At 55.5% G+C, this 4883-nt stretch carries 6 protein-coding genes; 3 read left to right on the top strand and 3 right to left on the bottom strand.

Annotation, left to right across the window (positions count from 1 at the left end; all coding sequences use genetic code 11):
- Window positions 1-593: 593 nt before the first annotated feature.
- Genes PVW51_RS23980 through PVW51_RS23970 form a run of 3 tightly spaced genes read right to left on the bottom strand, consistent with a single transcriptional unit; the run spans window position 594 to window position 2567 of the window.
- Window positions 594-914, bottom strand: coding sequence for a VpaChn25_0724 family phage protein (locus PVW51_RS23980; RefSeq protein ID WP_274578194.1), 321 nt, complete (start codon window positions 912-914; stop codon window positions 594-596).
- A gap of 34 nt (window positions 915-948) precedes the next feature.
- Window positions 949-1974 (bottom strand): nucleotidyl transferase AbiEii/AbiGii toxin family protein, encoded by a 1026-nt coding sequence (locus PVW51_RS23975; RefSeq protein WP_274578193.1) that lies wholly within the window; start codon window positions 1972-1974, stop codon window positions 949-951.
- Entirely contained in the window at window positions 1971-2567 is a 597-nt protein-coding gene (locus PVW51_RS23970; RefSeq protein ID WP_274578192.1) for a DUF6088 family protein, read from the bottom strand. Before PVW51_RS23970 ends, PVW51_RS23975 begins: the two co-directional genes overlap by 4 nt.
- Before the next feature lie 131 nt (window positions 2568-2698).
- On the opposite strand from PVW51_RS23970, the gene PVW51_RS23965 reads away from it, so the two are divergent.
- The 3 genes from PVW51_RS23965 to PVW51_RS23955 all read left to right on the top strand — a co-directional run.
- Window positions 2699-3505, top strand: coding sequence for a hypothetical protein (locus tag PVW51_RS23965; protein ID WP_274578191.1), 807 nt, complete (start codon window positions 2699-2701; stop codon window positions 3503-3505).
- Window positions 3495-4043, top strand: a complete 549-nt coding sequence (locus tag PVW51_RS23960; RefSeq protein ID WP_274578190.1) for a hypothetical protein — start codon at window positions 3495-3497, stop codon at window positions 4041-4043. Before PVW51_RS23965 ends, PVW51_RS23960 begins: the two co-directional genes overlap by 11 nt.
- A partial coding sequence (locus PVW51_RS23955; protein WP_274578189.1) for a UvrD-helicase domain-containing protein occupies window positions 4027-4883 on the top strand: 857 nt, incomplete at its 3' end. The genes PVW51_RS23960 and PVW51_RS23955, both read left to right, overlap by 17 nt.

Below are 4883 nucleotides of genomic sequence, written 5' to 3'. Positions count from 1 at the left end.
TACAATATGAAAATTAAGGGTACATCGTGCCGCTGAAAACAAACGATAATTTTAAAGGCAATTCTGATTAATGAGGGTACAGTGACATTTGCGGTCAAGGATGGCAGAACGCATGTCCGGCAAAGCGAGGGCTAACACCGGCTGACGCGGGTGAAACGAGGCCACTGAGGCGACCCGCCCCGCCCCAGCGACCGTTACCGAATGGCCGAGATGAAGCGTTGCCACGACCATGCGACGGCTGGTCGGGCTGGCTCTGGAAGAGACTGTACGGCCAGCGATACGTCGCAGGGAGAGGCAGCGTTTCAGCTCGGGGAGGGCGGCTGCGTGCAGCCGACCGAGTAGGGCGCGGTCCTGACCAAAGGGCAGGAGGGGCCAAATTCATCAAGACCTAACCATCACACGAAGGAGTCGGTTGGCCGCGAAGGAAACTGGGTGAACCGCCGGTGGAGATGGTGCCGGTTGACAGTGGTGCTTCGAGCTAGGCCTTTGCCGTTGTATGTCCGACATGTTGCAAAGAACTGAGCTGCCCCTGTCCGCAATTGCACAACCTTTCAGCTCAGAAAACTACACGTGCATGAGGCATCGGAAGTGGATCAGTAAGGGCAGTTCGGCCCTGGCCGCAACACGCCCTCCGCAGTGGCGCGACCCAACGCAATATCTTGGCCGCGCTCAGTCAGCTCGAGCACCCGGTTTTCGTCGTGTTGCCCTAGCCGCACCAAGCCGAAGGCCTCCAGTGAGCAGGCGGTCGAAGTGAGTTCGTCACGTGTGGTCGCAAGCGCGATTACTCGGAGCCAATCCAGAAGGACGAGTTCATGCATTCGGTAGCACGGAGCCCGTTCGAGCGCCCGCAGAACAGCCAAAGCTCGATGAGCCTCTTTGATGACGTCAATCGGCGCGACATTGTCAGTCGTCATGGAGGATTTCCGCCCATCACCAAATCCGCCTCGTTCACTCAGGGCACCTATTGGCCTGATTTTGAAGATCCTTGAGACGAGCCAATAGGTCATTGAAAGCGATGGCGTCCGACTGAAGCAGCCCCGCTTCCAGCATTTGCCTATAGTCTTGGGCCAGCGCCTCCAGGGCTTCACCCTCTGGGATCAGGCAAAGCGACCCTGAGACGGCATCGGCATAACTAATCGTCGCACCCGCACGATCGGTTTCGCGGAAAAAGTGCTGTTTGTGCTTCGCAACATCTTGCGCCAGCGTCTTATCCTCCAGCGCCCGTTCAGCGATACCCACAGCCTGCAGACGATCAAGATCGTACCAGTGACGCGCATAGCGGTCGCCACCTCGAAACGCGCCCCGCAAACAATAGGCATGGATGGCCGTCGCCTTCTCCCAAAACGTCCGTTCGGCCATCATCACACGAGGTGTGGCGACGGGCGTAAACAATTCAGGTAGCGCCCCAGAGAGGTCACATACCACTTTGTGACGCTGCGCCGGTTCACCTGTGGATCTCGCGCCAAATTCCAACAAGACCGAGGATCGAACATATCCGCTGCCGCTGCGCACCGCATCGTAGTCCAGATAGATTTTGTCATCTTCCACACGGATTTCTGCCGGGAGTGCCGCTGCCTTAACCTTGTCCGACAATATGGGGGCAACTGTTGACCCAACCCACTCGCCCAATCGATTCCGAACGGCTTCGGTCCATTTCTGAGCTTGCGAGCGGCTTGGCGGATATGGATCTTCGGGATCCTTGATCAGATCGGGAATGATCTGCCTGATGTCATATGTCAGGTCGACATCTTCTGAGAACCGGTCAATCGCCTTATAGACCTTGGAGAGTGACGTTCCTCCCTTGAACACCAGGTGTTCGCCAAGATCACTGCCGAACAAAGCGTCAAGCACCCAGACGACCCAGATGTCCTTTTCCAACAGATCTGCTGGCCGCCCCAGTTTCGAGGCGGCCACTTCCAACGCGTCGATCTTGTCTTCGCGCGACAGCGAAAAATAGGTTTGGCTTTCGGTCATTGCAATGACGCAAGCGCGCTAAGTTCCTTTGCCATCCAGGTCGGCGCAGAGGCGCGAAGGCTCAGAAGCTCTCGCTGCTCCTCTTCGTTCAACGTCGCTTTGATGCGCCTCAAAGCATGAGCAGCTTCGGACTTGCCGAAATAGGCTAGCGCCCGAAAGGCGTGCCCGGCACGGCTGTTGGGCGCTCGAAGCTGCCAGCTCGGCACATGTTTAAGCTCGACGCTTTGCGCTCCGAGCTTCAGATGACGGCTCGGCCCGGAGGTCCAAAAAACTTGACGGGATGGATTCTGCGTCGAAATGCCGAGTAGGTTCGCTGCCGACGCTCCGCTTTGCGACACGCGCTCACCTGTTGATTTCGCAATGTGCTCAACCACGGCCGCAACCGAGGGCGCCCGGTTACCGAACCGGGTTTTCACGGGCAAAGCGAACAATCCTCGCTTCACACGCAGTAGTTCGCCGCGCCGCACCAACCGAGACAGCGCCTGATCGACCGCCGCACGCTCTCCGAGATGCAACAACTCCCGCGCCGACAGGGTCGCACCCTCCGGCAGCGCTTCAGCATAGGCCTTGATCGCTTGAGATGTGGTTTGCATGTTCGCCTCCAAGTGTCAGAGATATAGCTTGGTTTCTGACAGCTTTCAAGGTAAAAGCACCTAAAACAACGAGGGGAGCGTGCTGGAGAAGCCAGCTTAACGAATTGATTTAAGACAATTATGAACTTGATATGTGCATTGAACCCCTCAGAAAACGAACAGTAAGCGGAAAGCTCTATACCCGACGGGATGAGATTAGTGCGTTTATCCGCTTGAGCCTTGATTGGCCCTTTGATGAACTCCTGGACAAAGCTGCGATGCGAGATCGGCGGCACGCCGACTACGTGCCCTCCGAAGTGCTGCTCTATCACCTGAGACAAACCAAGGCCGACAATGCAGATGGCCGATTTTTGGCACTTTACGACATTTTGCTGGATCGGATTGAAGCTGCATGTCCCCGGCCCAATAGTCGACGCGGCGATAAGGACGTCGAGGATTTTCGCGTCGCCGAGATCCGCGATAAAATAATAGAACGTGTGACAGAGCTCATGTTTGAGGACCGGCGGGACTACGTCGAACAGCTTGACGCATATGAGGTGTTTTTTGACCGGGCCGTTCGCTCCGTTCGCATAGACAAATTCCGGCAGGTAAGTGGTCGGGAAAATGCCACCGAATCCGTTGTGCACCACGATGGCAGTGAGGACATCCGCGAGGAAGTCGAAGAGGCGCTTGAGCGATACAAAAAGTCAGGCCTGACAAAAGAAGAAGATTTTGATTACCGGTTTCGCATACGTCACGCGATTGACGCCTTACCCGAGGAAGAACGAAAGGTGATCGATTTGATGCTCGCAGAGATTCCCATTGAGACAAACAAAGACGGTGAGCCTTCAATGACCCAGCTGCTCGGCTGCGTCGAAAAAACCGTACGAAACAGGCGTGATCGTGCGTTTGAAAAGATCAGACGAGCACTCAAACTGGAGGACAATGATGACCAATAGAGAAGATGTCCTCAGCGACTTCACGATTGAGCCTGAAATGTCGCCTGCAGTGCTGAAAACCTATTTGAGAAAATACCCTGAATTTGCAGACGAACTTCTGGATCTTTTCCACGAGCTGACAATGAGCGACATGGAAGCGGTCGAGGCAAGTCTTCCGCTTGAGACCAAAGCTATGAAGACCAGCGTCTTGCGGGTTCAGAAGGTCGAGCAAGCACTGTACGGCGCCGACGTTCGTGAACTCTCAAAGTCGTTGGGTTTGCCGCGGAGTTTCCTCATGGGGCTGCAAGCAAGTGTTGTCCATATTGGCTCGATGCCGATTTCGCTCCTTAACAAGCTTGCAAAACTGTTGGATGTGAGACTGCAGGATGTCATCAGCGGCATGCAAATTGGCGATCAACAGGCCGTTGCGATGAAATCTGATGTGAAACCTGAAGGGCAACCGGCCATCGAATTCGAAGATTATGTAAACCAGGCTGGATTGACCGAGGAGGAGCAACGCGCATTGCAAGAGTTGCTTGCAGATGATGGATCGGATTGAAGCCGTTCGTCGATGCGCCGCGCGTCTTCATACTGAGCGTAGGAGCAAGGGAGGCGATCCAACCCAGCCCTATTCGTTTGCTCTTCAAGAGGCAGAAGCTAGGGATTACGAAGTCCGCAAGCTCGCTCCAGACCATCCCCAGCTCAAAGGGGGACGGGCGCTCTTGCAGCCGAGAGCCAAAGTCATCCTGCATGAGGATACAGGCAATGAGTTTTTAAATGCGTTTCTTGTTGCCCATGAGCTAGGTCATGATGAATTTGGCGGGGGTATTGATGTCCGGCCAACTGTGAACATCGATCCGGCACGATCATCTGATCCAGCCTCCGTTGGGGCGGATCGCGTTGTCGATTACAGCAACCGTGCCCGCCAGGAAGTCCAGATGGATATGTTTGCGCGGGAGTTCCTCTTTCCGCGCAGTTTGGCCTGGTCCTGGCATGTCGAAGACAACCTTGGCGCAAAGGAGATTTCGGAGCGCCTTGGCGCCCCCTACGACATGGTTGCGGTCCAGCTATTTGATGCGCTTTTGTTACCGGTGTTGGAGGAAACGCCGGATATCGCAAGCCCGCCCAAACCATTGAACCGTGAGCAACAGATTGCTGCGGATCATGACGGAAAGGCGCTTCTTCTGAAGGCGGGACCCGGAACAGGCAAAACCCAGACTCTCGTTGGCCGCCTGTCTGTGCTTCGAGACCGTGATGTGCAGCCAGAATCCATTCTGCTTCTGACGTTTTCCAACAAGGCCGCAGGAGAGATTGTCAATCGGCACGCAAACTTGACCCCCTATCGGCATGCAAAAATAACCCCCTCGGAGCGCTCGGGTAGCTGGCCCGATGCGGTGTA

This window comes from Sulfitobacter sp. PR48 (genome assembly GCF_028807335.1).
In the GTDB taxonomy this organism is placed as follows: Bacteria; Pseudomonadota; Alphaproteobacteria; order Rhodobacterales; family Rhodobacteraceae; genus Sulfitobacter.
The sequence above is the reverse complement of the archived record's forward strand: the minus strand, read 5'-3'. Positions and strand labels throughout refer to the sequence as shown.